Source organism: Dietzia sp. JS16-p6b (assembly GCF_003052165.1).
Taxonomy (GTDB): domain Bacteria; phylum Actinomycetota; class Actinomycetes; order Mycobacteriales; family Mycobacteriaceae; genus Dietzia.
Map to the genome: position 1 here is coordinate 2,588,847 of NZ_CP024869.1, position 25,520 is coordinate 2,614,366.

The window sequence follows — 25,520 nt, forward strand, 5'->3', positions numbered from 1 at the left end:
CTCACGCCTCCCTGGTCTGATTCTGCGGAGCCTGGGCGGGTGCCTCGGCAGCCGAACCGGAACCGGCGCGGCCGGTCTCGGTGCTGGTGGCGGTGGTCCCCTGGGCGCCGGAACGACGCGGCCGGCCCGCGCCACGCTCACGGCGGGGTCCCCGGTCGGCTCCGCCGCGGTTGCTGGACTGGGCGTACTGGTCGGACTCGCGACGCCCGCCGACGACGTCACCCTTGTAGATCCACACCTTGACGCCGATACGACCGAAGGTGGTCTTGGCCTCGTAGGTGCCGTAGTCGATCTCGGCACGCAGGGTGTGGAGCGGGACGCGACCCTCGTGGTAGCGCTCCGAACGCGACATCTCGGCACCGCCGAGACGGCCCGAACAGACCACCTTGATGCCCTTGACCTGGGGCTGACGCATCGCGGACTGGATGCCCTTGCGCATCGCGCGACGGAACGCCACGCGGTTGGACAGCTGCTCCGCGATCCCCTGCGCCACGAGCTGGGCGTCGGCCTCGGTGTTCTTGATCTCGAGGATGTTGAGGTGGACCTGCTTCGCGGTGAGCTTCTCGAGCTCGCCACGGAGACGGTCGGCCTCGGCACCCCGGCGACCGATCACGATGCCCGGGCGGGCGGTGTGGATGTCCACGTTGACCCGGTCACGGGTGCGGGAGATGTCCACGCCCGAGATGCCGGCCCGCTCCATGCCCTTGGACAGGAGCTGACGGATCTTGATGTCCTCGGCGACGTAGTCCGCGTACTGCTTGTCGGCGTACCACTTGGACGTCCAGTCCGAGGTGATGCCGAGACGGAAGCCGTGCGGCTGGATCTTCTGTCCCATTTAGCGGGCACCTCCCTGGTTACGACGACCCCGGCCGGCGGAACCGGCCTTCTCGGGCACGCTGGTCACCTCGACGGTGATGTGGCTCGTGCGCTTACGCACGCGGAACGCACGACCCTGGGCACGCGGACGGAACCGCTTCAGGGTCGGGCCCTCGTCGGCGAACGCGGCCGACACGACGAGGGTCCGGGGATCCAGGTCGAGGTTGTTCTCGGCGTTCGCCATGGCGGACGCGAGGACCTTGCCGACCGGCTCGCTGGCGGACTGCGGGGCGAACCGCAGGATGTCCAGCGCGTCGGAGGCGTCCTTGCCCCGGATCAGGTCGATCACGCGACGCGCCTTCATGGGCGTGACGCGGACGAACTTGGCGGTGGCCCGGGCGGTGAGCTTCTGCTCCTCCTGCGCCGTGCCTTCGGCGGTCTTGCTGGTATCAGTGCTCATCGACGCTTACTCTTCCGATCGTCCTTGATGTGCCCCTTGAACGTGCGCGTCGGCGCGAACTCGCCGAGCTTGTGACCCACCATGGAATCGGACACGAACACGGGCACATGCTTGCGGCCGTCGTGGACGGCGAACGTGTGGCCGATGAAATCGGGCAGGATCGTCGAGCGACGCGACCAGGTCTTGATGACCTGATGGGTACCCTTGTCGTTCTGCGCGTCCACCTTCGCGAGGAGGTGTTCGTCGACGAACGGACCCTTCTTGAGACTACGAGGCATCCTAGTTTCCCTCCTTAGCGCTTCTTACCGGTGCGACGGCGGCGGACAATCATCTTGTCGCTCGCCTTGTTGGGCTTGCGGGTCCGGCCCTCGGGCTGGCCCCACGGGCTGACGGGGTGACGTCCACCGGACGTCTTGCCCTCGCCACCACCGTGCGGGTGGTCGACGGGGTTCATCACGACGCCGCGGACGGTCGGGCGGACGCCCTTCCACCGCATGCGGCCGGCCTTGCCCCAGTTGATGTTCCCCTGCTCGGCGTTGCCCACCTCGCCGATCGTCGCGCGGCAGCGGACGTCGACCCGGCGGATCTCACCGGACGGCATCCGGAGGGAGGCGTACGCGCCCTCCTTGCCGAGCAGCTGGATCCCGGCACCCGCGGCGCGGGCCATCTTGGCGCCGCCGCCGGGGCGGAGCTCCACGGCGTGCACGACGGTACCGGCGGGGATGTTGCGCAGCGGCAGGTTGTTGCCGACCTTGATGTCGGAACCGACACCCGACTCGACCTTCATGCCCTGCTTGAGGTTGCGCGGGGCGAGGATGTACCGCTTCTCGCCGTCCGCGTAGTGCAGGAGGGCGATGTTGGCGGTGCGGTTGGGGTCGTACTCGATGTGCGCGACGGTGGCGTCGACGCCGTCCTTGTCGTTGCGACGGAAGTCGATGACGCGGTACTGGCGCTTGTGTCCACCGCCCTTGTGGCGGGTGGTGATGCGACCGTGGCCGTTACGGCCACCGGTCTTGTGTAGTGGGCGAAGCAGCGACTTCTCGGGCGTCGAGCGCGTGATCTCGGCGAAGTCCGAGACGCTCGAGCCGCGACGGCCGGGCGTCGTGGGCTTGTACTTGCGGATAGCCATGAGGTTCTCTCGTCCTTAACTCGTCCCGCCGTCAGGCGGTCAGACCCGGGATCTCGATGGGCTTGCTGTCGGCCGCGAGGGTCACGATGGCGCGCTTGGTGCTCTTGCGCTGTCCGAACCCGGTGCGGGTGCGCTTGCGCTTGCCCTGACGGTTGGCGGTGTTGACGGACTCAACGGTGACGCCGAAGATCTCCTGGAGGGCGATCTTGATCTGCGTCTTGTTGGCGTCCGGGGCGACCAGGAACGTGTACACGCCCTGCTCGAGCAGGCCGTAGGCCTTCTCGGAGACGACCGGGGCGATGATCACGTCCCGGGGATCTGCGACGGTGCTCACTTGTCGGCCTCCTTCGCGGCGGTGTTCTCCGTGCCTGCGGCACGCTTGCTGGCCTGCGAGACGAACGCGTCCAGAGCCTCGACCGTGAACACGACGTCGTCTGCGTTCAGCACGTCGTAGGTGTTCAGCTGATCCGGGGCGATGGGATGGACGTTGTCCAGGTTGCCCACCGAACGCCACGCCGCGATGTCCTCGCGGCCCACCACGAGCAGGAACTTCTTGCGGTCCGACAGGCTCGCGAGGAAGTCCCGCACGCCCGCCGTCGACGGGGTCTGGCCCTCGACGACCTCGGTGACCACGTGGATGCGATCGTTCGCGGCCCGGTCGGACAGGGCCCCGCGGAGGGCGGCGGCCTTCATCTTCTTGGGCGTGCGCTGCGAGTAGTCACGCGGCTTGGGGCCGTGGACCGTGCCACCGCCGGTGTAGGCCGGGGCGCGGGTCGAGCCCTGGCGCGCACGGCCGGTGCCCTTCTGGCGGAACGGCTTGCGGCCACCGCCACGGACCTCGCCGCGGGTCTTGGTCGAGTGGGTGCCCTGCCGCGCCGCGGCGAGCTGCGCCACGACGACCTGGTGCATCAGGGACAGGTTGGGCTCGACGCCGAAGATCGCGGCGGGGAGCTCGACCGACCCGTCGGCCGAACCGGCCGGGGTACGGACGTCCAGCTTGAGATTCACGGGGTTCTCCGTCGTGGTCATGCGCGCGCACCGCCCTTCACTGCGGAACGGACCATCACGAGGCCGCCGTTGCGACCCGGGATGGCTCCCTTGATCAGGAGGACGCCGGCCTCGGCGTCGACCTTGTGGACCTTGAGGTTCATCGTGGTCACGCGCTCGTTGCCCATGCGTCCGGCCATCTTCTTGCCCCGGAACACCCGGCCCGGGGTCGATGCGCCGCCGATGGAACCGGGCCGACGGTGCACGGCCTGGGTACCGTGCGAGGCACCCTGGCCCGCGAAGCCGTGACGCTTCATCGTGCCGGCGAATCCCTTGCCCTTGGAGGTGCCGGTGACGTCGACGAAGGCGCCGTCGGAGAACACGTCCGCGCCGAGCTCCTGGCCCAGCTCGTAGCCGGCCGCCTGCTCGGCGTTGTCGAGTCGGATCTCCGCGACGTGGCGACGCGGGGTCACACCCGCCTTGGCGAACTGACCCGACACGGGCTTGGTGACCTTGCGGGGGTCGATCGCGCCGAAGGCGATCTGGACGGCGTTGTAGCCGTCGGTCTGCTCTGTACGGATCCCGGTGACGACACACGGCCCGGCCTTGATGACGGTAACCGGGACGACCCGGTTGTTCTCGTCGAAGACCTGGGTCATGCCGAGCTTCGCGCCCAGGATTCCCTTGATCTCGGTTGTACTCATCTGTTCACTGTCTCCGCTGCACGTTGCTTGCTGACCGCTGCTCGGTCGGAGGTCACTGGATGTTGACGTCGACGCTGGCAGGCAGGTCGATGCGCATGAGCGCGTCCACGGTCTTGGGCGTGGGGTCGAGGATGTCGATCAACCGCTTGTGGGTGCGCATCTCGAAGTGCTCGCGCGAATCCTTGTACTTGTGCGGCGAGCGGATGACGCAGTACACGTTCTTCTCGGTCGGCAACGGCACCGGGCCGACGACACGAGCTCCCGTGCGGGTGACCGTCTCGACGATCTTGCGCGCCGAGGCGTCGATGGCCTCGTGGTCGTAGGCCTTGAGCCGGATGCGGATCTTTTGTCCCGCCACTTCGTCCTCTTTCTCCCTCCGCCCGTGAAGGCGGCTGTCGTGAGCGCCCTCGCTGCGCGGGGGACACCTGGTGTGTTCGCTTGTCGTACATGACACCGTCAGACCGTCTACCGCCCGGTCTCGTGCATCGGTGCTCCGTCGTGGAGGGCCGCCGTCGTGCGCTCACGAACGTGACACGACGATGAGCCCTCCAGAGGACGGAGAGCCGCACTCCCGCGAGGCGAGGGTGACGGCGGAACCGATCCGCTGCCGCTGTTGACGTGTCACGACGCGTCCACGCGGTCGGGCGTGTCGCCCTCCCACTTTTCCGGCGGGTGATCGCTCACCCGCCCCTGTCGTGCTCGCCCGACCAACCCGGTTCGCCCGCGGCCCGAGGGCCACACGAGTTCGCCGCCTTGTCCGGGCAACTCGACCAGTATGCCGCACTGACCCCACGGGATCAAAATCGCCGCGGACGACCGGTCGCGGACGGCGTGCGCGGCTCGCCTCGGCTTCGGTACCGTCGAACCATCAGAGCCTCTCGGCGCCTCGTCCCCCAGGAGTGCAGAACGTGAACAGCCGACGCGAACCACGCGACCCCGCCGCCTACAAGCGGGACCGGCGTCAAGCCGTCCTGCGGCATCACCCCGACAAGGGCGGCGACCCCGACGCGATGCTCCGCGCCCTCGAGGAGGTCGACCGCCGGCACGGCGTCGGCGGTCCCCGCCGTCCGGATCACGCCGCGACCGCCGAGCAGGTCGCCGCCGTGGCGGTGACCGCTCTGGCCGGGGTGGCCGCGGTGGGACTCTCGGTGGCCATGAGCGTCATCGGTCGCCGCCGGTAGCCCGTTCCGGCGACGGGCACCCGTTCCGGCCCCCACGGCACGAGCCTCGGGACGACGACGAAGGGGCGCCCCACCTCGCGGTGGGGCGCCCCTTCGTCATACGGTCCGGACGTCGCGTCCGACCCGACGGGTCAGTCGATCACTTGATGATCTTGGTGACCTGACCGGCGCCGACGGTGCGGCCACCCTCACGGATCGCGAAGCGCAGTCCCTCGTCCATGGCGACCGGCTGGATGAGCTCGACGCTCATCTCGGTGTTGTCGCCCGGCATGACCATCTCGGTGCCCTCGGGGAGGGTCACGACGCCGGTCACGTCCGTGGTGCGGAAGTAGAACTGCGGACGGTAGTTGTTGAAGAACGGCGTGTGGCGGCCGCCCTCGTCCTTGGACAGGATGTACGCCTGGCCCTCGAAGTTCGTGTGCGGGGTGTACGCGCCCGGCTTGATGACGACCTGGCCGCGCTCGACCTCCTCGCGCTTGAGGCCACGGACGAGCAGACCGACGTTGTCGCCGGCCTCGCCGTAGTCGAGGAGCTTACGGAACATCTCGATGCCCGTGATGGTGGTCTTGGTGGCCTTGTCCTTGATGCCGATGAGCTCGACATCCTCGTTGACGTTGATCTGGCCACGCTCGATACGACCGGTGACGACGGTGCCACGACCGGTGATCGTGAAGACGTCCTCGACGGGCATGAGGAACGGCTTGTCCGTCTCACGCTCGGGGTCCGGGATGGAGTCGTCACAGGCCTGCATGAGGTCGCGGATCGCCTGGACCCACTTCTCGTCACCCTCGAGCGCCTTGAGCGCCGAGATGTGCACGACGGGGGCGTCCTCGTCGAACTCCTGCGAGCCGAGGAGCTCACGCACCTCCATCTCGACGAGCTCGAGGATCTCCTCGTCGTCGACCATGTCGCACTTGTTGAGGGCGACGAGGATGTAGGGGACGCCGACCTGGCGGGCGAGCAGCACGTGCTCACGGGTCTGCGGCATCGGGCCGTCGGTGGCCGCCACGACCAGGATCGCGCCGTCCATCTGGGCGGCACCCGTGATCATGTTCTTGATGTAGTCCGCGTGGCCCGGGGCGTCGACGTGCGCGTAGTGGCGCTTCTCGGTCTGGTACTCGACGTGGGAGATGTTGATCGTGATACCACGAGCCTTCTCCTCCGGCGCCTTGTCGATCTCGTCGAACGCGAACGCGTCGTTGAGATCCGGGTAGGTGTCCGCCAGGACCTTGGTGATGGCCGCGGTGGTGGTGGTCTTGCCATGGTCGACGTGACCGATGGTGCCGATGTTAACGTGCGGTTTGGTCCGCTCGAACTTCGCCTTCGCCACTGTGTGTCCTCCTGGACTGGTCTGTCCCCACCTCGAGGTGGGCACTGCATTGTGTGGGATCTGATCTTACTCATCGTGCCGTCGAGGGCACGAACCGGCGGCCACCCGGAGGTTCGACCGTGCGCCGCCGGCATCGGCCCCGCCCCTGCCTCTCGGCCGGGCGGGACCAGTACCGGTTACTCGCCGGTCGCCTTGGCGATGATCTCCTTGGACACACTCGCCGGAACCTCGGCGTAGTGGGAGAAGACCATCGAGTAGTTGGCCCGGCCCTGCGTCCGCGACCGGAGGTCGCCGACGTAGCCGAACATCTCCGACAGCGGCACGTTGGCCTTGACGACGCGGGCGCCGGAGCGCTCCTCCATCGCCTGGATCTGGCCGCGTCGGGAGTTGATGTCGCCGATGACGTCGCCCATGTAGTCCTCGGGGGTGATGACCTCGACCGCCATGAGCGGCTCCAGGATCACCGGCTGACACTTGCGTGCGGCCTCCTTGAAGGCCATCGAGCCCGCGACCTTGAACGCCATCTCCGAGGAGTCGACCTCGTGGTACGCGCCGTCGACCAGGGTCGCCTTGACGTTGACCATCGGGTACCCGGCCAGGACGCCGTACTGCATGGCGTCCTTGATGCCGGCGTCCACGGAGGGGATGTACTCCTTGGGGACGCGACCACCGGTGACCTTGTCGTCGAACTCGTAGGTCTCGCCCTCCTCGACCTGCTCCTGGGGGAGCGGCTCGAGACGGATCTGGACCTTGGCGAACTGACCCGAACCACCGGTCTGCTTCTTGTGGGTGTAGTCGTACTTCTCGACCGTGCCCTTGATGGTCTCGCGGTACGCGACCTGCGGCTTGCCGACGTTGGCCTCGACCTTGAACTCACGCTTCATCCGGTCGACGAGGACGTCCAGGTGGAGCTCGCCCATGCCGCCGATGACGGTCTGACCGGTCTCGTCGTCCAGGCGGACGGAGAACGTCGGGTCCTCGCGGGCCAGCTTCTGGATCGCGGTGCCGAGCTTCTCCTGGTCCGCCTTGGTCTTGGGCTCGATCGACACGTCGATCACCGGCGCCGGGAACGTCATCGACTCGAGGATGACCTGGTTGTTCAGGTCGCACAGGGTGTCACCCGTGGTCGTGTCCTTGAGCCCGATGAACGCGTAGATGTGGCCGGCCACGGCCTCCTCGACGGGCATCTCCTTGTTGGCGTGCATCTGGAAGAGCTTGCCGACGCGCTCCTTCTTGCCCTTGGTCGCGTTCATGACCTGGGTGCTCGGGTCGATCCGGCCCGAGTACACGCGGACGAAGGTGAGCTCACCGAAGAACGGGTGCACGGCGATCTTGAACGCCAGCGCCGCGAACGGCTCGTCCTTCGACGGCTGACGACGGATCTCCGTCTCCTCGTCCCCGACGGCGTGACCGTGGATCGAGCCGACGTCCAACGGGGTGGGCAGGTAGGAGATGACCGCGTCGAGCAGGGGCTGGACGCCCTTGTTCTTGTACGCCGAGCCACACAGCACCGGGTAGATCTCGGCGTTCACCGTCATCTTGCGGATCGCGGCCTGGATCTCGTCCTTCGTCAGCTCCTCGCCGCCGAAGTACTTCTCCATGAGGGCCTCGTCGCTCTCGGCGACGGCCTCGAGGAGCTTCTCGCGGTACTCGTCCGCCTTGTCCTTGAGCTCCGCGGGGATCTCCTGGACCGTGGCCTCGGTGCCGATCGGCGTGACGCCGGGCCACACGAGGGCCTTCATGTCCACGAGGTCGATGACCCCGTCGAACTCGTCCTCCGCACCGATGGGCAGCTGCAGGACGAGCGGCTTGGCACCGAGCCGGTCGATGATGGTCTGCACGGTGTAGTAGAAGTCCGCGCCCATCTTGTCCATCTTGTTGACGAAACAGATGCGCGGGACGTCGTACTTCTCCGCCTGGCGCCAGACCTGCTCCGACTGGGGCTCGACGCCCTCCTTGCCGTCGAAGACCGCGACCGCGCCGTCGAGCACACGGAGCGACCGCTCGACCTCGACCGTGAAGTCGACGTGGCCCGGGGTGTCGATGATGTTGATCTGGTTGTTGTCCCAGAAGCAGGTGACGGCGGCCGACGTGATGGTGATGCCGCGCTCCTTCTCCTGCTCCATCCAGTCGGTGGTCGAGGCGCCGTCGTGCGTCTCGCCGATCTTCCGGTTGACACCCGTGTAGAACAGGATGCGCTCGGTGACGGTCGTCTTACCGGCGTCGATGTGCGCCATGATGCCGATGTTGCGGACCTTGTTGAGGTCGGTCAGCACGTCCTGTGCCACGGATGATCCCCGATCATGAGTCTTAGGTGGGCCGGGCGGTCATGGTGGACCGTCCGGACCGGGTCTGTTGTCCTGGGCCGTGCCGTGACTCGCTCACGCGAGAGGCGACCCTCGTTCAATGATGCCACCCTCGGGGCGGCCGGGGGGCCCCGGAGCGGTGACGCCCCGTGGGCGTCCCCCCCGCTCCGGGGCCCGGCTGGATCACCAGCGGTAGTGTGCGAACGCCCGGTTGGCCTCGGCCATCTTGTGGGTGTCCTCGCGGCGCTTGACCGCGGCACCCAGGCCGTTGGAGGCGTCGAGGATCTCGTTGGCGAGCCGCTCGACCATGCTGTTCTCGCGACGCTGCCGGGAGAAGTTCACCAGCCAGCGCATGGCGAGGGTCGTGGAACGCCCGGGGCGGACCTCGACGGGCACCTGGTAGGTGGCACCGCCGACGCGGCGGGAGCGGACCTCGAGGGCGGGCTTGACGTTGTCGAGCGCCTTCTTGAGGGTGAGGACCGGATCGGTCCCGGTCTTCTCACGGCAGATCTCCAGCGCGGAGTAGACGATGCGCTCGGCGGTCGTCTTCTTGCCGTCGAGGAGGATCTTGTTGACGAGCTGCGTGACCAGCGGCGAACCGTAGACCGGATCGTTGATCAGCTGGCGCTTCGGGGCGGGACCCTTACGAGGCATTACTTCTCCTTCTTGGCGCCGTAGCGGGAGCGGGCCTGCTTGCGGTCCTTCACGCCCTGCGTGTCGAGGGAGCCGCGGATGATCTTGTAACGGACACCCGGGAGGTCCTTCACACGACCACCGCGAACGAGCACCATCGAGTGCTCCTGGAGGTTGTGGCCCTCACCGGGGATGTAGGCGGAGACCTCGATGCCACTGGTCAGGCGCACACGGGCGACCTTGCGCAGCGCGGAGTTCGGCTTCTTGGGGGTGGTGGTGTACACACGGGTGCACACGCCACGACGCTGGGGCGAGCCCTTGAGCGCCGCCGTCGCTGTCGAGGACTTCTTGTCCTGGCGGCCCTTGCGGACCAGCTGGTTGATGGTTGGCATGAACCGACTTTCTCTAGCTGGCGGCCTCCTCGGGGGCGACCACCGGTCACTGGGACGTTGCTCGTATCCGGACTCTCGCGCTCCCCGACGGGCGCACGGGCGACCACGTCAGCCGCTCTCGCTGGCCTACTGGGCACGATCCTCCAGCTCGCGTACTGCGAGCACGATGGTCAAGCCTAACCGCCCCCGTGAGGATCGGTCAAAACGCGGCCGGGGTGCAGGCCCCGGTCCGACGCCGCCGGGACCTGCGCGAGCATCAGGTCCAGCGTCTCGGCCCAGTACCGGATGACCTTCTCGCGACGGGCCGAGTCATCGGAGAGCACGTCCGCGAGGCCGAGCCCGCGCGCCAGGTCGAGGGTCGCCTGCAGGGGCCGACGCACCCGGAGGTCGGCGGGGTCGTACCCGAGGGCCTCGGCCGCGATCACCAGCACCTCGCGGGACATGTGGGTCTCGAACGGGAGCACCCGGTCGCGCAGCGCCGGGTCGCTGGCCGCGGCGGTCCACACGTGGAGCGCGGCCTTGAAGAGATCCGAGGTGTAGTGCTGGACGATCAGCCGGACCACGGCGACCGTGCGTTCGGGACCCGGCTCCGGCAGATCCAGGCCGACCCTCCGCACGTCCTCGAGCCGCTGCTCGATCATGTGCCCGAGGGCGGCGGTGATGAGGTCCTCCCGGGTCGGGAAGTGGTGCTGGGCGGCACCCCGTGAGACGCCGGCGGCGGCGGCCACCGCCCCCACGGTGGTCGCCGCCCAGCCCTGGGTGGCGAGGAGGTCGATCGACGCACCGAGGAGTCGTTCCCGCGTCAGGCGGCTACGGTCCTGCTTGGGGGCCCGCTTCTCGGGTGCCGTCATCTGTCCTCCTGTTACCAGTCCTGCTCGTCGTAGATGATCACACCGCGGATGTTCTTGCCGTCACGCATGTCCTGGTACCCCTGGTTGATCTCGTCCAGCCGGTACGTCCTGGTGACCAACTCGTCGAGCTTGAGGTTGCCGGCGCGGTACTGGTGGAGCAGGTGCGGGATCTGCTTGCGGGGTCCGGTGCCACCGAAGATCGCGCCCTGCAGGGTCTTCTGCTGCATGGCCAGGTCGAGGATGGAGATCTGCGCGTCGACCGCCATCATGTCCCCCAGACCCACCACCACACAGCGACGCCCCTTGCCGGTGAGCATCAACCCGGGCAGCAGGTCCTTGCCCTCCACGATCCCCATCGTGAGCAGGACCAGGTCCGCCATCCGTCCCCAGCTCAGCTCCCCCACCAGCGCCATGGCCTCGTCCATCGAGGCACACGTGTGGGTGGCCCCGAACTCCATGGCCTTCTCCCTCTTGAACTCCACGGGGTCCACGGCCACGATGACACGCGCGCCCGCGGCGGCCGCGCCCTGCACCGAGTTGATCCCGATTCCGCCCACCCCGACGACGACCACGACGTCGCCCTCCTTGGCCTGACCGATCTCCGTGGCCGAGCCCCAGCCCGTGCAGACGCCGCACCCGAGCAGGGCGGCCTTGTCCAGCGGGATGTCCTTCTCGATCTTGACCACCGAGGACTGATGGACGGTGACGTGCGGCGCGAACGTGCCGAGGACGCACATGGTGGCGACGGGTTGACCGTCGGCGGTGTGCACACGGTAGCCGTCGTCGCTGATCGCCCGGCCGCTGAGCAACCCGGCGCCGTTGTCGCAGAGATTCTGGAGGCCCTCCGAACAGGGCGGACAGACGCCGCAGGCGGGGATGAACGCGAGGACGACGTGGTCCCCTTCCTCCAGCCCGGTGACGCCCTCTCCCACCTTCGTCACCACACCGGCACCCTCGTGGCCACCCATGATCGGGTAGGTCTCGAACTGGAGGTCGCCGGTGAGCAGGTGCTCGTCCGAGTGGCAGAGGCCCGAGGCGGCCAGTTTGACCTGCACCTCCCCGGCCTTGGGATCGTCGATGTCGACGTCGACGATCTCCCAGGCGTCCTGCTTGGGCTCACGGATGATGGCTGCTCTGGTGCGCATGGCATTACCTCTCGGTTCGAACTCGGGCGATGTGGGGGAGGTCACACATCAACGACATCGCATACGCTACGCGTCCGGCGTCGCCCAGGAGGGCGGACGGCGTTCAAGGAAGGCCGTCATCCCCTCGGCCACCTCGGCGGTGGTGAACAGGCGTGCGGTCACCCCGGCCAGTTCCTCACCCCGGGCGTCGAGATCGGCCAGGATCGGTGCGGCGAGCAGTGCCTTGTTCTCCGCGAGTCCCTGCGGCGAGCAGGGCCGGAACGCGTCGACGAGGTCACCGACAGCGGCCTCGAGATCCTCGACCGCCTCCGTGAGCAGGCCGATCCGCCGGGCGTGCTCGGCGTCGAACCTCTCTCCGGTCAGCAGGGCGCGGGAGAGGTCCCGCGAGGTGATCCGCGCGGCGAGCGGCACCGAGATCATGGCCGCCGCCAGACCGAGGCGGACCTCGGTGAGCGCGAACGTCGAGGCCGGCCCCGCCAGCGCGAGATCGCAGGCGGCCACCAGCCCCATCCCCCCGGCTCGGACGTGGCCGTCCACGGCGGCGATCACCGGCTTGGGGTGCGAGAGGATCGCGCGCAGCAACCCGAGGAAGACCCGGGTCCGCTCGGCGGCCTGATCCTCGGGACTCCCCTGGCTCGCGGAGGCCTCGGAGAGGTCGGCGCCGGCGCAGAAGGTGCCGCCGGCGTGACCGAGGACCACCACGCGGGCGTCGTGGTCGGTGGCCGCCCGGTCCAGCGCGGCGTGCAGCTGCCCGACCAGCGCGGTGGAGATGGCGTTGCGGTTGTGCTGCGAGTCCAGGGTCACACGGGCCGCACCGCCCGAGACCTCGTACCGCACCAGCACCTGCTCACCCTGCGCGGTCATGTCAGTAGCTCCTCGGCAGCCCGAGCGAGTGCTGGGCAACGTAGTTGAGGATCATCTCCCGACTCACCGGCGCGATGCGCGGCAGGCGTGACGCGGCGAGCATCCCGGCGAGGCCGTACTCCACCGACAGGCCGTTGCCGCCGAGGGTCTGGATGGCCTGGTCGACGGTCCGGGCGGAGACCTCGCCGGAGGCGTACTTGGCCATGTTGGCGGCCTCGCCCGCGAGGTCGTCCAGGCCGGCGTCCACGAGCGCGGCGGCCTTGCGCATCATGAGACGCGCCAGCTCCAGCTCGATCTTGCACTGCGCGAGTGGGTGCGCGATCCCCTGATGAGCGCCGATCGGGGTCTTCCACACGGAGCGCTCGTTCGCGTACGTCGTGGCCTTGTCCATCGCGTAGCGCGCGGACCCGATCGCCATGCCGGACGCCATGATGCGCTCGGGGTTGAGGCCCGCGAAGAGCATGAGCAGCGCCGTGTCGCCGTCGCCGATGAGCGCGTCGGCGGGCAACCGGACGTCGTCGAAGTACAGCTGGAACTGCCGCTCGGGCGTGCGCACCTCGGTGGGGATGTGGGTGCGCTCGAGGCCCGGTGCGTCGGTGGGCACCATGAACAGCGCCGGCTGGAGCTTGCCGCTGGTCGCGCCCTCGAGACGGGCCACCACGAGGATCGCGTCGGCCTGGTCGACCCCCGAGATGTAGGTCTTCTGCCCGCTGAGCAGGAAGTCCGCGCCGTCCCGGCGGGCCGTGGTGGTGATGGCGTGGGAGTTGGACCCGGCGTCCGGCTCGGTGATGGCGAACGAGGTGATGATCTCGCCCGAGGCCAGGCCCGGGAGCCAGCGCTTCTTCTGCTCCTCGGTACCGAAGCGCGAGATGATCGTGCCGTTGATGGCGGGCGAGACCACCATCATGAGCAGCCCGGCGCCCGCGGCGGAGAGTTCCTCCTCGACCATCGCGAGCTCGGTCATGCCGGCCCCACCCCCGCCGTACTCCTCGGGCAGGTTCACCCCCAGCAGCCCGAGCTTGCCCGCCTCGGTCCACAGCTCGTCGGTGGTCTCACCGGCGTCGGACTTCTCGCGCATGTACTCCATGCCGTATCGCGATCCCAGGTCAAAGGCCACCTTGCGGAGCTGCGTCTGCTCCTCGGTGTCGACGACGGGGTTGGGGATCTGTGAGATGTCGGTCATCGTGGTCACTCCTGGGTGGTGGGGTCGGTGCTGCCGGACTCGGTGACGACGGCGAGGGTGGTGCCGGTCTCGACCTGCGTGCCCACCTCGACGGGGAGCTCGCTGACGACGCCGTCCACCGCCGCGGAGATGGTGTGTTCCATCTTCATGGCCTCCATCCACAACAGCGGTTGGCCGGCGGTGACGGTGTCGCCCACGGAGACGGCGACCCGGATGACCGCGCCCGGCATGGGGGCGAGCAACGACCCGGCGGCGACCTCCGCGCCGGGATCGGTGTAGCGGGGCGGTTCGACGAGTGAGACCGGCCCGAGGGGCGAGTCCACCTCCACGACGGTGTCCGAGCCGGCCACCTCGTACCGGTGTACGCAGAAGGTGTGGCGCACCCCCCTGATCTCGAGGTCCACCGCGTCGGGACGGACCCGGCCGACGTCGACGATCTCCGCGAGATCGCCATCCGGGTGGGCGCCGGAACGGTCGCGGAGATAGGCCACCTCGAGGTCCTTCTCGCCGTGGCGCAGCGTCCGCTTCTGCAGGGTGCGGCCGACGTTGCGGAATCCGGCCCGGGCCAGGGGCACGGGGCCGGCGGCGTGGTCGGCGGTCCCGGACACCAGCGCGGCGGCGAGGGCCGAGATCCGCACGGCCTCGTCGTCGGCGAGCGGGGCGGCGAGCGCGGCGGACCCGTGGTCGTCGAGGAACGCGGTGGACAGGTTGCCGGCAATGAACTCGGGATGGCGCAGGACCCGGACGAGCTGGGCCCGGTTGGTGGTCAGACCGTGGATCTTCGCCCGTGTCAGCGCGCCGGCGAGCGCGGCGCAGGCCTCGGAACGCGTACGTCCGTAGGAGATGACCTTGGCGAGCATGGGGTCGTAGTGCACCCCGACGAGCGCCCCGTCCGGCCCCGGCTCGACTCCGCTGTCCAGCCGGATGCCGGGTCGATGGGGGCCCTCGAACCGGGTGGAGACCCCGGGGACGTCGAGCGCCCAGAGCGTCCCCGAGCCCGGGGCGTAGTCGTGGGCCGGGTCCTCGGCGTAGAGACGCGCCTCGACGGACCAGCCGTGTGCGGCCGGGGGTTCGCCGGACGGCAGCGGCAGACCCGCGGCCACGTCCAGCTGGAGCGCCACCAGGTCCAGGCCGGTCGTGGCCTCCGTGACGGGGTGCTCCACCTGGAGACGGGTGTTCATCTCGAGGAAGTAGAACTCGCCGTCGTCGGTGGCGAGGAACTCGACCGTGCCGGCCCCGGTGTACCCGATCGCGGACGCGGCGTCGCGGGCGGCCGAATACAGTTTCTCCCGCATGCCCGGGGTCCGCTCAACCAGCGGGCTCGGCGCCTCCTCGATGACCTTCTGGTGTCGCCGTTGGATGGAGCACTCGCGCTCCCCCACCGCCCAGACGGTCCCGTGGGAGTCGGCCATGACCTGGACCTCGATGTGGCGGCCCCGTTCGAGGAACCGCTCGCAGAACACCGCGTCGTCACCGAAGGCCGACCTGGCCTCGCGTCGCGCGGCGGCGATCTCGTCGTGGAGCGCGTCGAGGGTGCGGACGATCCGCATGCCCCGACCGCCGCCGCCCGCGGACGCCTTGACGAGTACCGGAAGCATGTCCTCGGTCACGTCGGCCGGCTCGAGATCGGTGAGCATGGGCACGCCCGCCTCGCCCATCATCTTCTTGGCCTCGATCTTCGAGCCCATCGCCTCGATGGCGGGCACCGGCGGGCCGACCCAGGTGAGCCCCGCGTCGATCACGTCGCGGGCGAACCCGGCGTTCTCGGACAGGAACCCGTAACCCGGGTGGATCGCGTCGGCGCCGGCAGCCCTCGCCGCGGCGATGAGAAGGTCACCACGCAGGTAGGTCTCCGTGGGGGTACTGCCGGGCAACCGGACCGCCGCGTCCGCCTCACGGGCGTGCGGGGCGTCCGCGTCGGCATCGGAGTAGACGGCGACCGTGGTCATGCCCAGGCCACGGGCGGTGTGGTGGACGCGGCGGGCGATCTCACCGCGGTTGGCGACGAGAACCGAGGTGATCGGGGCGACGGTGGTCTGGGCCGGAGTCGTCGGCGCAGGGGTGGGTGCGTTCTGCATGATGGAGTTCCTCACATCCGGAAGACGCCGAAGCGGTCGGTTCCGGCGACGTCTCCGGAGTGGATCGCGGACAGGCTCAGACCCAGGACGGTCCGGGTGTCGCGGGGGTCGATGATGCCGTCGTCGTAGAGCATCCCGGACAGGAAGGCCGGCAGCGATTCCTTCTCGATCTGGTCGGCGATCATGGTCTTGAGACCGTCGATCGTCTCCTGGCTCATCTCCTCACCCCGCGCGGCCGAGGCCGCGGCGGCCACGGAGGTCACCACGTCGGCGAGCTGCTGACCCCCCATGACCGCGGACTTGGCGCTCGGCCACGTGTAGAGGAACCGGGGGTCGAACGCGCGGCCGCACATGCCGTAGTGGCCCGCGCCGTAGGAGGCCGCGGTGATGAGCGACAGGTGCGGGACCTCGGAGTTGGAGACCGCGTTGATCATCATCGAACCGTGCTTGATGATGCCGCCGCGCTCGTACTCCGAGCCCACCATGTAGCCGGTGGTGTTGTGCATGAAGAGCAGCGGGGTGTCGTACCGGTTGGCCAACTCGATGAACTGCGTGGCCTTCTGCGCCTCCGCGCTGAACAGCACACCGCGGGCGTTGGCGATGATGCCGACCGGGTACCCGTGGATCTCGGCCCACCCGGTCACCAGGCTCGCCCCGTAGAGCGGCTTGAACTCGTCGAAGTCGGACCCGTCCACGACGCGCGCGATGATCTCCCGCGGATCGAACGGGATCTTGAGGTCGTCGGGGACGATGCCCAGGAGGTCCTCGGCGTCGTACAGCGGCGGGGCGACCTCGGCGCGCGGGGCGCGCCCGGCCTTGGTCCAGTTGAGCCGGCGCACGATGCCGCGCGTGATACGCGCGGCGTCGGCCTCGTCGGTGGCCAGGTGGTCGGCCAGACCGGAGACGCGGGCGTGCATGTCGGCGCCGCCGAGGGTCTCCTCGTCGGCGATCTCGCCGGTGGCGGCCTTGACGAGGGGCGGCCCCGCGAGGAACACCTTCGAGCGCTCCTCGATCATGACCACGTGGTCGCTCATCCCCGGGACGTACGCTCCGCCCGCGGTGGAGTTCCCGTAGACCACCGCGATGGTGGGGATGCCCGCCTTCGACAACCGGGTGAGGTCGCGGAAGAGCGCCCCTCCCGGGATGAACACCTCCTTCTGGGTGGGCAGGTCGGCGCCCCCGGACTCGACGAGGCTGATCACCGGGAGCCGGTTCTTCATGGCCACGTCGTTGAGTCGGAGGATCTTGCGCAGGGTCCACGGGTTGGACGTGCCCCCCTTGACCGTGGGGTCGTTGGCGATCACGAGGCACTCCACGCCCTCGACGACGCCGATGCCGGCGACCACGGAGGCGCCGGTCTGGAAATCGGATCCCCACGCGGCGAGCGCACACAGCTCCAGAAACGGGGATTCGCGGTCGAGGACCATGTCGATCCGCTCCCGGGCGGTGAACTTGCCCCGCTCGCGGTGGCGGGCGACCTTGCGCTCGCCGCCTCCGGCGAGAGCGGGGTCGAGATCGGCCGCGAGCCGGGCGAGCTTGTCCTCCATCGCGGCTCTGGCGGCACCGAACTCCGCGCCGGTGGTGTCGAGCGTGGATCGTAGGAGGCTCATGCGGTGTACCCCAGACGACGTCCGGCGAGGGTGGTGAGGATCTCGGTGGTGCCTCCGCCGATGCCCAACAGGCGGACATCGCGGAACTGTCGGCTCACCTCGGACTCGGCCATGTATCCGAGTCCCCCGAAGAGCTGGAGTGCCTGCGTCGCGACCCACTCCGCGCACTCGACAGCGGTGTTCTTGGCAAAGCAGACCTCGGCGATCGCATCGTGCCCCGCCTCGGCCAGGTCCACGCAGCGGTGGGTGTAGGTGCGGGCGACGTCGATGCGGCGGGCCATCTCGGTGACGGTGTTCTGCACGGCCTGCCGGGAGAGCAGGGGTCGGCCGAAGGTCTCGCGTTCGCGGACCCAGTCCAGGGTCAGGTCCAGGCAGCGCTGGGCGTGGGAGTACCCCTGCGCGGCCAGCGCCGCGCGCTCTCCCACGAAGCCGATCGCGATCTGGGCGAACCCGTCGTTCTCGGCGCCGACGAGGTTCTCCACGGGAACCCGGCAGTCGGTGAACGTCAGCTCGGCGGTGTCCGAGGCGCGCCAGCCCAGCTTGTCCAGCGGAGCCGAACGGTGGAAACCGGGGGTGTCGGTGGGGATCACCAGCAGACTCACGCCTGCCGCTCCCCTGAGCTCGTCGCCACCGGTGCGCACGGCGGTCACCACGAAGTCGGCGCGGGTGCCGGAGGTGATGTAGGTCTTGGCGCCGTTGACGACGTAGTGGTCCCCGTCCCGGCGGGCGGTGGTGGTGAGACGCCCGACGTCGGAGCCCCCACCGGGTTCGGTGATCGCCAGGGAGCCGATCATCTCGCCGGCGAGAGTGGGGGCGACCCAGCGCTCGATCTGGTCGGGCCTGCCGGACTGGGCCAGGTGTGGCGTGGCGATACCGCAGGTGAACAGTGAGGCGAACACACCGCCGGAGACCCCGGCCTCGTGGAGGGCCTCGCACACGATCAGCGAGTCCCGCATGCCGCCGCCCCCGCCGCCGGCCTCCTCCGGGAACGAGACGCCGAGCAGGCCCAGCTGACCGGCCTTGGCGTGGAGCTCACGAGGGAGCACGCCCGCGGCCTCCCACTCGTCCTGGTGGGGCAGGATCTCGCGCTGGGCGAAGCGGGTCGTGGTCTCGCGCAGGGCGAGACTCTCGTCGGAGTACCAGGGGTCGCCCGGTACGTGGGGCGGGATGGTCACGAGTTCTCCTTCGCGGGTGCCGGAACGGCGAGGACGGGGGCGGTGATGTCGTGGGGGACGTCGACGACGCGGGAGCGCAGCCACTCGGCGAGACCCTTGGCCTGCGGATCCCAGCGGTAGCCGTGGGCGACTCCCTTGCCGAGCAGGCCGTCGACGACGAAGTTCAGGGCGTTGATGCGCGGCAGCTCGTACCGCTCGATCGCCAGGTCGGCGGTCTCGGGGAGAAGTCGGCGGATCTCTTCGACGGTGAGGGTGTCGCGCATCCAGCGGTAGGCCTTCTGATCACCGGCCCACAGTCCGATGTTGGCGGTGCCGCCCTTGTCGCCCGAGCGGGCGCCGAGCACGTCCCCCAGCGGCCTCCGGGTGGTGGACTCCGAGGACGACCACTCCGGCAGCGGAGCTCCCTCGGCGTCGAGTCCGTCGGACGCGTGGCCGTCGCCCATCTCACGGGTGTCCTCCGGAGGCGCTATGTCGACCCTCGTGCCGTCGGGCAGCACCGCGACATGAGGGATCGCGTCCTGCGGGAGGTAGGCGGGGACGTACACGCCGTACGGGCCCCCGCGTCCGGGCGGCGCGCTGGGGGTGGCACCCGGGTAGCTGGCCAGCGTCATCGCGACGGCGGCGTCCGAGAAGGCGCGGCCCACGACGTCGGGGTCCGGATCCCACGCGACGATGGTGAGCAGCGCGGTCGCGGCGGCCTGGGTGTCGGCGTCGGGGTGGTCGGTGCGCTGCAGACGGAAGTCGATCTCCGCGGGTCGCGTGGCCAGCCCGGCGAGGAACTGGCGCTCCACGAGCGCCGCCTTGTCCTCGATGTCCAGCCCGGTGAGCAGGAAGGTGAGCTCGTTGCGGAAGCCGCCGAGGCACGTCACGGAGACCTTGGTGGTGGGCGGGGCCGCCTCTCCCACCACGCCGGAGATCCTCACCCGGTCGGGCCCCTCCTGCGTGAGAGTGGCGGTGTCGAGTCGGGTGACGACGTCGGGGCCGCCGTACCGGGCCCCGGTGACCTCGTACAGCAACTGCGAGGTGACGGTGCCGACGGTGACCGCACCTCCCGTTCCGGGGTGCTTGGTGATGACGGAGGTGCCGTCGGACGAGATCTCGGCGATCGGGAAGCCGGGGGCGACGGGGTCGGCGATCTCACCCCGGTTGAAGAAGGCGTAGTTGCCGCCCGTGGCCTGGGTCCCGCACTCGATGACGTGACCCGCGGCGGTGGCGCCGGCGAGCGCGTCGAGGTCGTGTCGGCCCCAACCGAAGTGGCTGATGGCCGGCCCCACGATCACCGACGCGTCGGTGACGCGACCGGTGACGACGATGTCGGCGCCGGCGTCCAGGCACCGGGCGATGCCGAAGGCACCGAGGTAGGCGTTGGCCGTGACGGGGAACCCTGCGTCGGCGGGGATGTCGAGCTCGCCGACCCGGGCGATGAGGTCGTCACCCTCGACGTGGGCGACCTCGGGGGACAGTCCGAGGCGGCCCGCCAGTTCGCGGACGGCGTCGGCGAGACCCGCCGGATTGACCCCGCCCGCGTTGGCGACGATGGTGACGTTCTTCTCCAGTGCCAGTGCGAGGCAGTCCTCGAGTTGGCGCAGGAACGTTTTGGCGTATCCCAGCTCGGCGTTCTTCATCCGGTCGCGGCCGAGGATGAGCATGGTGAGTTCGGCCAGGTAGTCACCGGTGAGGACGTCGAGCTCGCCGCCGTCGAGCATCTCGCGCATGGCGGAGAACCGGTCGCCGTAGAACCCGGACATGTTGCCGACGCGGAGCGGAGGCACCGTCGACTCAGGGCCGACGCGGAGCGGAGGCACCGTCGACTCAGGGCCGACGCGGAGCGGAGGCACGGCCGACTCAGGGCCGACGCGGAGCGGGGCGGTGTTCGCGGTCATGCCCGGGCTCCCTTCTCGCGGCCGCCGCCGGGGAGGCCGGCGAACGCCTGGGCGATGCGCAGCCAGCCCCGCGCGTCCTCGCCGACGGCCTCGAGAGCCGTGTCGTCGAGGTGCACCCGCTGCGTCACCAGCAGGCAGAAGTCGAGGATCGGTCCGGTGACGCGCTGCCGGGCGTCGTCCGGGCCGAACTCGAGGACGGTGCCGTCGGCCCGGCTGAGCGCGAGATGCACCTCGGAGGCGGGGACCTCGAGCCCGTTCATCAGGTAGGAGAAGCCTCTGGTCTTCCAGCCCAGCCGGGCGACGTGCGGGAGGGCGGCGCGGAAGGCCGGGTCGGCATCGACGGCCACGCCGAGCCCGTCCGCGACGTCCACCCCGTGGGCCCAGGTCTCCATGATCCGGGCGGTGGTCATGGACTTGGGCCGCATCGGCGGGCCGAACCACGGGATCTGCTCCCCCGGGTCGGCGGCCTTGAGGGCGTCGGCGAGTTCCCCACGGGCGAGGCGCCATCGTGCCAGGACCTCGTCGCGGCCGGCGGCCGCGACCTCCGTGGCGCCGGCGTCCACGAAACCGGCGGGGTCGGCCATCGCCGTGTCCACCACGGCCTGGAAGGCGTCCGCGTCGCGGATGGCGGTCACGGAGACCTCGTCGGTCCAGGCCAGGTGGGCGATCTGCATGGCGACGTCCCAGCCCGCGGCCGGGGTGGCGGTGTGCCAGCGATCGGACCCGGCGACCTCGACGAGCTCGTCCACCCGGGCGCTGAGGGCGGCGAGGGCGGCGTGCGGGTCCTCCGTCTCGGAGGGCGGGGGGTTGGTCATGGCGGGAACGATTCCACCTCCGCCCAAATAAAGCAAGCATGCTTGCTTGCTTTTCTCCGCGACGACTGGGAGGGTGGCCCACGGTGACCCACATCACTCCCGACGCGGGACGCCCGACCCCTCTCCCCGACCCCTTACGGAGGCACCATGCGACTGGACATGACCGGAATCGACCCCGTGGACCACGCCCTGGCCCGCCGGTGCTCGGTGGGCGACATCCCCACCCGGGCGGCGGCCACCTTCTCGAACCGGACCGCCCTCACGGACGATGCCGGGTCGTGGTCCTTCCTCGAACTCGAGTCCGTCTCCAACCGGTTCGCCCACGGTCTGGTGGCGCACGGAATCGAGGCGGAGGAGCCGGTCGCGATCCTGTCGACGAACTGCCGCGAGTTCGTGGCCACCTACTTCGGCACGGCCAAGGCCGGGATGGTCTCGCTGCCCATCAACCTGCTGTCCGGGCTGGACAACATCGCGCACGCCCTGACCGACTCGGGGACCCGCATCCTCGTCGTTCACGGTTCACTCGCGGAACTGGTGATGGGAGCGGTCGCCGCCATGCCCGGGATCCGGACCGTCGTCGTCATCGGAGGCGTCCCCGACGGACTGACGGCCTCCGCCGACGGTCCCGACCTGATCGGGTGGGACGACCTGCTGTCCGGCGACGACTCCAGCCCCGACACGGTGATCGGTGACCGCCAGGTCGTGCAGTGCCTCTACTCCTCGGGCACCACCTCACGCCCCAAGGGCGTCCTCACCTCGCACCTCGCCGTGTCCATGGCCGCCCTGGGCAACGGGGCCGTCTTCGGCCTGAACTGGGGCGCCGAGGCCTCGGTGACCGTGTGCCCGCTCCCCCTCTTCCACACCGCCGGTCTCAACGGGGTCCTGCTGTCGGCGGTCACCATGGGGGCGACCGTCCACCTCCTGCCGGGTTTCGACCCGGTCGGATACGCCGAGACCGTCGCCCGCGTCCGGGCCACCCACCTGGTGGGCCTGCCCCTCATGCTGGAGGCCCTGGCGGACGCGACCGACCGCGGCCTCGACCTGTCCTCGCTCCGGTTCCTGCTCTACGCCATGGCCCCGATGTCCGAGGAGATGCGCCGGCGCCTCGACGCCGCACTCCCGGATGCCCGGATAGTCCTGGCCTCGGGGATGAGCGAGTGCACTCCGGCCACCGTCATGCAGTGGCCGGAGCTCAACCCGGACAAATCCGACTCCTGGGGGTACCCCACCCCGATCGCGGAGAACAGGATCAGTGAACCGGGCGGTTCCGCACTCGTGCCCACCGGGGAGGACGGTGAGATCGTCTACCGCGGCCCCACGGTGATGGAGGGCTACTGGAACAACCCCGAGGCCAACTCCGAGGCGTTCGTGGGCGGCCGCCTGCACTCGGGGGACCTGGGGCGCATCGACACCGAGGGGGTGGTGTGGTTCGCCGACCGCGTCAAGGACATCGTCAAATCCGGCGGCGAGAACGTCTCGTCACTGCACGTCGAGCGTGTCCTCATGGACCACCCGCACATCGCCGAGGTCGCGTGCGTCGGCCGCCCCGACCCCAGGTGGGGCGAGCTCGTGGTGGTCGTGGTGGTCCCCGCCGAGGGTGCGCCGGACGGGGACGAGCTCAAGGCCTCGGTCATGGAGTTCGGGGCCGAGCGTCTGTCCTCCTCACACCGGCCGCGAGACGTGGTGGTGGTCGACACCATCCCGCGCACGGCGACCGGCAAGATCCGGAAGGTCGAGCTCCGCGCGGCGACCTGACCGGTCCCGGTCAGCCGCGGTCCCGGTCAGGGGCCGACCTCGAGGAGCTCACCCGGGATCTCCAGGCTCGCGGCGGCGAGGTCGGACCCGAGGCCGGGTCGCAACACCTCGCCCCGCGGGGGCCGCGCGACGACGTTGACCGCCCGGAGGTTGGGCAGCAGGTAGCGGTGGAGGTCCATGCCCTCCAGCCCCGGGACGAGTTCACGGAACCGCTCATCGGTGAGTTCGCCGGCGAGCCACGCGAACGCGGCGTCGTCCCAGGTCCACACCGCGATGTTGACGCCGCGCCCCACGACTCCCCGGCGGACGCTCGCCACCGATCCCAGCGCGGCGGCGACCGGTCGTCCGCCCGGGATCGTGCCCGGGGTCCACGGGGACGGCAGGTCACCGGGCCCGATGTCCGCGGTCTCCCGCGGGACCGGGACCGCGACGCGCGACCCGTCGGGCAGAACCACCGAGTGCCCGGCGTCCTCCTGCGCGACCGGACGGGCGACACGGGAGGGACGCGCACCCTCCCCGTCCCCCGGCTCATGCCCACCACCGCCACGACCGGGGGGGCCGGTTCGCCACGCGCCCCGCTGATCCGGACCCGGTCGGCGCCCTCCTGGGCCAGCCGGAGCGAATCGAGGCGCAGTACCACGTCCGGCGCGGCGTAGCGGGCTCCCGCGACGCCGTCGAGGAGCTGGTCGGTGACGGTCCCGACGGTGACCGAGCCGAAGGCGGAGGGATGGCGCGTGACGACCGCGCACCCGTCGTCGGCGATCTCCGCGATGGGGTATCCGCCGGTCACGGGGTCGGTGGTGCGGGTGACATCGGTCGACGAATCCACGACCCCCGTCGCGCCGGGCCCGCCGGAGAGCACATGCCCCACCGCGACCGATCCGGCCAGCGCGTCGAGTGCGGACGGTGTCCACCCGTGGTGCGCCGCGGCGGCGCCGGTGACGAGGGCCTCGCGGCTGACGCGACCGGTGACGACGACGACGGCCCCGGCCGCCAGTGCCCTCGCGATGCCGAACGCCCCGTGGCGCACCGTCGCGACATCGACCTCCCCGAGACCCAGTGCGGTGGCCCGGCCCGTCACGTCACCGGCGTCGAGCCAGGCCACGGCGAGGTCCAGTCCGCGCGAGCGGGCGAGGTCGCGCAGCTCGACGGCGAGCCCCTCGGGGTCGAGGGCGCCGGCGTTGGTGACGATCCGGACCCCCCCGGCGCCGAGGCGGTCGAGGCACTCGCCGATCTGGACCACCGCGGCCCGCTCGTAACCCGGCCCGCCCGCCACCCGTTGCCCGGCGAGCTCGAGCACCGCTTCGTCGGAGAGCATGTCCAGGGCGAGGACGTCGAGCGTGGCGGCGTCGAGGAACTCGGCCGTCGCGGTGGCGCGGTCACCACGTGAGGCCGAGACGTTTCCGATGCGGAGGGGGCTCTGGGTGGTCGTCATCGATCCTCGGACTCCTTGTCGGTGGACGGCGTACGCCTATCCCAGCATGCCCCCGGTCCCGGCGAGGCGAGCGTGGAACGACAGGCGCCCACGAGGATATGCGGGGTCGCCGTCCCGAAGGCCCGCCGGGCGTCCCGTCCCGCACGTCTGCCGGTCGCACGGGGACCGGGCGGATAGACTCGCCTGATCAGACGCCCGCCGTGTCCTCCAGGAGTGAGCCGTGCCCCCCAGGACCGCCCCGATCCCCGACCGCATCGACCAGGCCCGCGCCAACTGGGAACGCGAGGGATGGACCGACGCGGCCCAGGGGATGACCGTGGTGACGTCGATCATGCGCGCGCACCAGATCCTCCTGGCGAGGGTGGAGGAGACACTACGCCCGTGGAACCTCTCGTTCCCCCGCTATGAACTCCTCCGACTGCTGGCCTTCTCGAGGTCAGGCTCACTGCCCATCACCAAGGCCTCCGAGCGACTGCAGGTACACGTCACCAGCGTCACCAGCGCCATGAAGCGTCTCCTGGACGCCGGGCTGGTCGAACGCCGACCACATCCGACCGACGGACGGACGACCCTGGTGGAGATCACCGCCGAGGGTCGGCGTGTGGTCTCCGAGGCCACAGCAGCGCTCAACGCCGGGGTCTTCTCCGATCCCGGGATGGACCGGTCGGAACAGTCGGCGCTGATCGAGGCCATCTCGTCGCTCCGGCGGACCGCCGGCGACTTCTGACCAGCGGGGCCCCGGAGTAACAACACCGCGCCCGGCCCCCTCTCGGGTGGGGCCGGGCGCG

25 protein-coding genes and 1 pseudogene are annotated in these 25,520 nt (G+C 70.0%); 3 read left to right on the top strand and 23 right to left on the bottom strand.

Features of this window, described 5'->3' with window-relative positions; translation table 11 throughout:
- Window position 1: 1 nt before the first annotated feature.
- From rpsC to rpsJ, 8 genes are read right to left on the bottom strand one after another with little or no spacing between them, the layout of a single operon-like run.
- Window positions 2–835 (bottom strand): 30S ribosomal protein S3, encoded by an 834-nt coding sequence (rpsC, locus tag CT688_RS11850; RefSeq protein WP_017838197.1) that lies wholly within the window; start codon window positions 833–835, stop codon window positions 2–4.
- Window positions 836–1,276 (bottom strand): 50S ribosomal protein L22, encoded by a 441-nt coding sequence (gene rplV / locus CT688_RS11855; RefSeq protein ID WP_107757058.1) that lies wholly within the window; start codon window positions 1,274–1,276, stop codon window positions 836–838.
- On the bottom strand, window positions 1,273–1,554 hold the full coding sequence (gene rpsS / locus CT688_RS11860) for a 30S ribosomal protein S19 (RefSeq protein ID WP_017838195.1): 282 nt from the start codon (window positions 1,552–1,554) through the stop codon (window positions 1,273–1,275). Before rpsS ends, rplV begins: the two co-directional genes overlap by 4 nt.
- Before the next feature lie 14 nt (window positions 1,555–1,568).
- The gene (rplB, locus tag CT688_RS11865; RefSeq protein WP_107757059.1) at window positions 1,569–2,405 is read right to left on the bottom strand and encodes a 50S ribosomal protein L2; all 837 of its coding nucleotides are present in this window, start codon (window positions 2,403–2,405) and stop codon (window positions 1,569–1,571) included.
- Between the two features lie 31 nt (window positions 2,406–2,436).
- Entirely contained in the window at window positions 2,437–2,739 is a 303-nt protein-coding gene (rplW, locus tag CT688_RS11870) for a 50S ribosomal protein L23 (RefSeq protein WP_095717595.1), read from the bottom strand.
- Window positions 2,736–3,434 carry a 50S ribosomal protein L4 gene (gene rplD, locus CT688_RS11875; protein ID WP_107757060.1) on the bottom strand — a complete coding sequence of 233 codons (699 nt, stop codon included), beginning with the start codon at window positions 3,432–3,434 and terminating at the stop codon, window positions 2,736–2,738. The genes rplW and rplD overlap by 4 nt, the downstream gene beginning before the upstream one ends.
- Complete coding sequence (gene rplC, locus CT688_RS11880) at window positions 3,431–4,096, bottom strand: 50S ribosomal protein L3 (RefSeq protein WP_107757061.1); 666 nt, start codon at window positions 4,094–4,096, stop codon at window positions 3,431–3,433. Before rplC ends, rplD begins: the two co-directional genes overlap by 4 nt.
- A gap of 52 nt (window positions 4,097–4,148) precedes the next feature.
- Window positions 4,149–4,454 carry a 30S ribosomal protein S10 gene (gene rpsJ, locus CT688_RS11885; protein WP_003938093.1) on the bottom strand — a complete coding sequence of 102 codons (306 nt, stop codon included), beginning with the start codon at window positions 4,452–4,454 and terminating at the stop codon, window positions 4,149–4,151.
- Window positions 4,455–5,004: 550 nt separating this feature from the next.
- Between rpsJ and CT688_RS11890 the strand changes: the two genes are divergently transcribed.
- Window positions 5,005–5,277, top strand: coding sequence for a hypothetical protein (locus CT688_RS11890; RefSeq protein ID WP_107757062.1), 273 nt, complete (start codon window positions 5,005–5,007; stop codon window positions 5,275–5,277).
- Between the two features lie 139 nt (window positions 5,278–5,416).
- Here the strand turns inward: CT688_RS11890 and tuf are convergent, their stop codons facing one another.
- The 13 genes from tuf to CT688_RS11955 all read right to left on the bottom strand — a co-directional run bounded on the left by tuf (window position 5,417) and on the right by CT688_RS11955 (window position 21,542).
- A complete protein-coding gene (gene tuf, locus CT688_RS11895; protein WP_107757063.1) occupies window positions 5,417–6,607 on the bottom strand; it encodes an elongation factor Tu in 1,191 nt (396 codons plus the stop codon).
- Window positions 6,608–6,783: 176 nt separating this feature from the next.
- On the bottom strand, window positions 6,784–8,895 hold the full coding sequence (fusA, locus tag CT688_RS11900) for an elongation factor G (RefSeq protein ID WP_107757064.1): 2,112 nt from the start codon (window positions 8,893–8,895) through the stop codon (window positions 6,784–6,786).
- A gap of 201 nt (window positions 8,896–9,096) precedes the next feature.
- A complete protein-coding gene (gene rpsG, locus CT688_RS11905; RefSeq protein WP_017838187.1) occupies window positions 9,097–9,567 on the bottom strand; it encodes a 30S ribosomal protein S7 in 471 nt (156 codons plus the stop codon).
- Complete coding sequence (gene rpsL, locus CT688_RS11910) at window positions 9,567–9,938, bottom strand: 30S ribosomal protein S12 (RefSeq protein WP_017838186.1); 372 nt, start codon at window positions 9,936–9,938, stop codon at window positions 9,567–9,569. The genes rpsG and rpsL overlap by 1 nt, the downstream gene beginning before the upstream one ends.
- Before the next feature lie 176 nt (window positions 9,939–10,114).
- On the bottom strand, window positions 10,115–10,789 hold the full coding sequence (locus CT688_RS11915; protein ID WP_107757065.1) for a TetR/AcrR family transcriptional regulator: 675 nt from the start codon (window positions 10,787–10,789) through the stop codon (window positions 10,115–10,117).
- A gap of 11 nt (window positions 10,790–10,800) precedes the next feature.
- Entirely contained in the window at window positions 10,801–11,934 is a 1,134-nt protein-coding gene (locus CT688_RS11920) for an NDMA-dependent alcohol dehydrogenase (protein WP_107757066.1), read from the bottom strand.
- Between the two features lie 66 nt (window positions 11,935–12,000).
- On the bottom strand, window positions 12,001–12,798 hold the full coding sequence (locus CT688_RS11925) for an enoyl-CoA hydratase family protein (protein WP_107757067.1): 798 nt from the start codon (window positions 12,796–12,798) through the stop codon (window positions 12,001–12,003).
- 1 nt (window position 12,799) lies between these two features.
- On the bottom strand, window positions 12,800–13,981 hold the full coding sequence (locus tag CT688_RS11930) for an acyl-CoA dehydrogenase family protein (protein WP_107757068.1): 1,182 nt from the start codon (window positions 13,979–13,981) through the stop codon (window positions 12,800–12,802).
- A 5-nt stretch (window positions 13,982–13,986) separates the two neighbouring features.
- Window positions 13,987–16,059, bottom strand: coding sequence for a biotin carboxylase N-terminal domain-containing protein (locus tag CT688_RS11935; RefSeq protein WP_107757069.1), 2,073 nt, complete (start codon window positions 16,057–16,059; stop codon window positions 13,987–13,989).
- Window positions 16,060–16,070: 11 nt separating this feature from the next.
- The gene (locus tag CT688_RS11940; RefSeq protein WP_107757070.1) at window positions 16,071–17,669 is read right to left on the bottom strand and encodes an acyl-CoA carboxylase subunit beta; all 1,599 of its coding nucleotides are present in this window, start codon (window positions 17,667–17,669) and stop codon (window positions 16,071–16,073) included.
- Window positions 17,666–18,844 (bottom strand): acyl-CoA dehydrogenase family protein, encoded by a 1,179-nt coding sequence (locus CT688_RS11945; protein ID WP_107757071.1) that lies wholly within the window; start codon window positions 18,842–18,844, stop codon window positions 17,666–17,668. Before CT688_RS11945 ends, CT688_RS11940 begins: the two co-directional genes overlap by 4 nt.
- Window positions 18,841–20,592 carry an acyclic terpene utilization AtuA family protein gene (locus CT688_RS11950; protein ID WP_107758175.1) on the bottom strand — a complete coding sequence of 584 codons (1,752 nt, stop codon included), beginning with the start codon at window positions 20,590–20,592 and terminating at the stop codon, window positions 18,841–18,843. The genes CT688_RS11945 and CT688_RS11950 overlap by 4 nt, the downstream gene beginning before the upstream one ends.
- Window positions 20,593–20,723: 131 nt before the next feature.
- Complete coding sequence (locus tag CT688_RS11955) at window positions 20,724–21,542, bottom strand: TIGR03084 family metal-binding protein (RefSeq protein WP_107757072.1); 819 nt, start codon at window positions 21,540–21,542, stop codon at window positions 20,724–20,726.
- Between the two features lie 159 nt (window positions 21,543–21,701).
- Here CT688_RS11955 and CT688_RS11960 point away from each other — a divergent pair, with 159 nt between their 5' ends.
- Complete coding sequence (locus tag CT688_RS11960; protein WP_231750315.1) at window positions 21,702–23,297, top strand: class I adenylate-forming enzyme family protein; 1,596 nt, start codon at window positions 21,702–21,704, stop codon at window positions 23,295–23,297.
- A gap of 26 nt (window positions 23,298–23,323) precedes the next feature.
- On the opposite strand, the gene CT688_RS17775 is transcribed toward CT688_RS11960, so the two are convergent.
- Both CT688_RS17775 and CT688_RS17780 read right to left on the bottom strand, forming a co-directional pair.
- Entirely contained in the window at window positions 23,324–23,752 is a 429-nt protein-coding gene (locus tag CT688_RS17775) for a hypothetical protein (protein WP_234414857.1), read from the bottom strand.
- 140 nt (window positions 23,753–23,892) lie between these two features.
- Window positions 23,893–24,732 (bottom strand): annotated as a pseudogene (locus CT688_RS17780) (acyclic terpene utilization AtuA family protein); the annotation flags it as partial.
- Window positions 24,733–24,952: 220 nt separating this feature from the next.
- Here CT688_RS17780 and CT688_RS11970 point away from each other — a divergent pair.
- Window positions 24,953–25,459: a MarR family winged helix-turn-helix transcriptional regulator gene (locus CT688_RS11970; protein WP_107757074.1), complete on the top strand. Its 507-nt coding sequence runs from the start codon at window positions 24,953–24,955 to the stop codon at window positions 25,457–25,459.
- Window positions 25,460–25,520: the final 61 nt, after the last annotated feature.